Below are 3,904 nucleotides of genomic sequence, written 5' to 3'. Positions count from 1 at the left end.
CTTTCAGCTGTTGCAAAATTTGCAACAGTTGAATTTCTATCTAATTCCCAAAAAATAAAAGCAAATAAAAGAGGCCCATAAAAGGGTAGGCACTTACAAAATTGTTACATTTAAACATACCATTTATACATGATCCTCAGGCAGAGCAGGCGGGTTATGCAGAGGTAGCGGCTGATAGAAAACCGTCATCTAATAAATTAATTCATTTGCAATAAGCTCAGCCTGTTTTAAGACAGTTTCGGTGGCAAGTTGCTGCATATCTGGTGGGTAACCGTAATGTTTTAAGGTTCTTTTAATGATTACTTTTAGTTTTGCTCTTGCACTTTCTCTTATAGTCCAGTCTATTGTTGTATTTTCTTTTACTTTTTGAAATAAAACTGCGGCAAGCTCTTTTAGTTTCTCTTTCCCCATCAGCTCTCTTGCACTTTCATTGTCTGCAACGGCACAGTAAAAAGCGTATTCGTAATCTGTCAGCCCCATCTCTTCTGGCTTTTTATCACTCTCTTTTATCTCTTTTGCAAGGTCTATAAGTTCATTTATAACTTCGGCTGCTGTTAGAAGTTTGTTGTTATATTTTCTAATTAATTCTTCCAATGACTGCATGAGAGTTTTGCTTTTTACAAAATTTACTTTAATTCGACTTTTTATTTCATCATTTATAAGTTTTTTTAAAGTTTCAATCGCCAGATTTTTATGTTTCATTTCTTTTATCTCTTCCAAAAATTCATCTGATAAAATTGAAATGTCAGGTTTTTTAAGTCCTGCTGCATCAAAGATATCAACTATACCATTTGATGATAGAGCTTTGTCAATAATCTGCTTTACCGCTGTCTCATAGTCAATTGTCCTATCTATACCGGTATCAAATTTTATAAGTCTTGATTTAACAGCCTGTAAAAATGCTACTTCCTCTTTTATTTCCATTGCCGCAGGATGAGGCACTGCTATTGAAAATGCTTTTGATAGTGCTGTAACGGCATCTATGTATCTCTTTTTCCCATTTTCAATACTGAGTATAAAATCTTCTGCTTCAAGAATAATATTTAACTTTTGTGAAGTATCAGTATCAAAATATCTTTTATAGTCAAAACCATAAAACATATCTCTAACGACTTCTAATTTTTCAAGCAATATTTTTACAGCCTCATCTTGAAGCTTAGCAGGGTCACCTTTTCCTCCGCTTTCTGCGTAAAAAGAGAGTGCTGCCTTTAAATCAGAAGCTATGCCAATAAAGTCAACAATAAGCCCGCCTGTTTTGTCCTTATACACTCTATTTACCCTTGCAATTGCCTGCATTAATGTATGCCCTTTCATTGGCTTATCAATATACATAGTATGAAGGCAAGGCACATCAAAGCCAGTCAGCCACATATCTACAACAATTACAAGCTTTAGCTCATCTTCAGGGTCTTTGAATCTATCAGAAAGTGTCCTTCTTTCTTCTTTTGTTAAGTAAAATTTAGAGATTTCAGGCTCATCAGAAGATGAGGCTGTCATTACTACTTTTATTTTTCCTTTTTTCAATTCTTGATTGTGCCATTCGGGACGCAAATTTATAATTTCTTCATAAAGATTTGCAGCAATTTTGCGAGTCATGGTGACAATCATCCCTTTTCCATCCATAACTTCAAGACGACTCTCAAAATGACTCACAATATCTTTTGCTATCTCTTTTATTCTCGGCTCAGCTCCTACTAATGCCTCAAGTTTTGCCCATTTAGTCTTAGTACTTTCTATCTCTGATAATCCTTTTTCGTCTAATTCTTCTTCATATTCTTCTATGAGTTTTTTACCTTCTTCTGTTAAGTTAATTTTTACGAGCCTGCTCTCATAATAAATAGGGACTGTCGCACCATCTTCCACAGCATTTGCTATATCATAAATATCAATGTAATTTCCAAAAACTGCAGGGGTATTTCTGTCGGTCTTCTCAATAGGTGTGCCTGTAAAGGCAATATAAGTCGCATTTGGAAGGGCATCTCTTAAATATTTGGCAAAGCCATATTTCAAATCTCCGGTTTTTTTATCAACTTTAGCTCTAAATCCGTATTGTGTCCTGTGTGCTTCATCAACAATGATGATAATATTATTTCGATTAGACAGAGTTTCATAAGTATTACCTTCTTCCGGCCAAAACTTATGAATTGTCGAAAAAACAACCCCACCGGCTTCTACCTTTAAAAGCTCTTTCAGGTGCTCTCTGCTTGTAGCCTGAACCGGCTCCTGTCTTAAAATTTGCGTTGCTGATGCAAAAGTATCAAAAAGCTGGTCGTCAAGGTCATTTCTATCAGTTATAACAACAATTGTTGGGTTATTGATTGTCTGTATTGTTTTTCCTGAATAAAAAAGCATAGAAAGTGATTTGCCTGAGCCTTGTGTATGCCAGACAACCCCAGCTTTTTTATCCCCCTCTGTCTGTTGTGCTACGTCAGGTAGACCATAGGCCAAAGGGGATTCTTTTACAAAAATTGTGTTTTTACCTATAGCTCTGATTGTTGAATCTACTGCCTTATTTACTGCATAGTATTGATGATAGCCTGCTATTTTCTTTGTCGTTTGAACAATTGTTTGTCCATTTTCATCTTCTTTCTTAGCTTTTTCAAACAGAATGAAATATCTGATATAATCAACAAGCGTTTCTTTGTTTAAAAGTCCCTTTATCAAAGTTTCAAGCTGGCTTACAAGGTGTGATGCTTCCTTTTTCCCATCTTCAGTTTTCCAATACATAAACCTGTCGTATCCCGCAGACAAACTTCCCATCTTTGCTTCAAGCCCATCTGAAATTATCAAAATCTCATTGTATATAAAAAGTGAAGGAATTGTTTGCTTATAGGTTTGAAGCTGGTTATAGGCTGATTTTATGGTGGCATTTTCATCTGCCGGATTTTTAATCTCCATTACAACAAGCGGCAGGCCGTTTATAAAAATCACGATATCAGGCCTTTTATTTTTATGATTTTCTATAACTGTAAACTGGTTAACTACCAAAAAATCGTTATTCTCAGGATTTTTAAAATCAACAAGCCATACAATATCCCCTCGCTCAATCCCATCTTTTTGATATGAAACTTTTATTCCTTCCGTTAGCATTCTGTGGAATATTTCGTTATTTGCTATTAAATCTGGTGTGTGGATTTGTGTTAGTTGTTTTATAGCATCATCTATTGCATTCTGAGGTATGTTTGTGTTTATCCTTTCTAAAGCAGCTTTTAACCTATCGAATAAAATCACATCTTCAAATGATTTTCTCAGTGGATTCTCCCCGTCTGGTGCAATGTCTCCACCAAAAAGATAATCATAGCCTTGATTTTTTAAGAGGTCTATGGCAAGGTCTTCAATGGCTGATTCGGTTAGTTTAGGCATTGTCAATCCATTTCATTTAAAGTTATATTTATTTTTTCTTTTTTCAAATGCCTGTTCTCCTCCTTCTAAAATATCACAGACATGTTCTTTAATACCTTGTTTATATAAAATCTCATTTATTTCATCTTTAATAAAAGTATTTTCCAAAGAACCTTGAACATATTCAAATTTAAATTTTTTATTTTTTGTTTTTTCTCCATTTTGGTTAGCTACAATTATACATTCTGCATCTGTAGCAACTGCTAAATTTGCATTATGAGTAACAATTATTATTTGTCTTTCTTTTTTCTTTTCTTTTAAAAACTTTACTATTTCATTATAAATTGATCTGTTATCTAAATCATCTTCTGGTTGATCTATTAATAATGGACATTTACTATTATCTAGTTCAATAATCAATCTTAATAAAACAAAAGATTTTTTACCTTGAGACATATCAGAAATTTTGTCTCCATCATAAGTAACTGAATAATTTATTATAAACCAATCTTTTATTAGTTTTTGTATAACTTCCTTAATATTATCATTGTATTGTTTTTTA

General features: G+C 33.5%; 1 protein-coding gene and 1 pseudogene. Both read right to left on the bottom strand.

What is annotated here, in order from left to right:
* Positions 1-189: 189 nt before the first annotated feature.
* Entirely contained in the window at positions 190-3,363 is a 3,174-nt protein-coding gene (locus LF845_RS11635) for a type I restriction endonuclease subunit R (RefSeq protein WP_242821182.1), read from the bottom strand.
* A 12-nt stretch (positions 3,364-3,375) separates the two neighbouring features.
* A pseudogene (locus LF845_RS11630) lies at positions 3,376-3,904 on the bottom strand (TrlF family ATPase); the annotation flags it as partial.

This window comes from Deferrivibrio essentukiensis (genome assembly GCF_020480685.1).
GTDB lineage: Bacteria > Chrysiogenota > Deferribacteres > Deferribacterales > Deferrivibrionaceae > Deferrivibrio > Deferrivibrio essentukiensis.
The sequence above is the reverse complement of the archived record's forward strand: the minus strand, read 5'-3'. Positions and strand labels throughout refer to the sequence as shown.

Excerpts from the sequence above, each read along its gene's own strand:
- LF845_RS11635 (WP_242821182.1), bottom strand. The coding sequence starts at position 3,363 with ATGCCTAAACTAACCGAATCAGCCATTGAAGACCTTGCCATAGACCTC.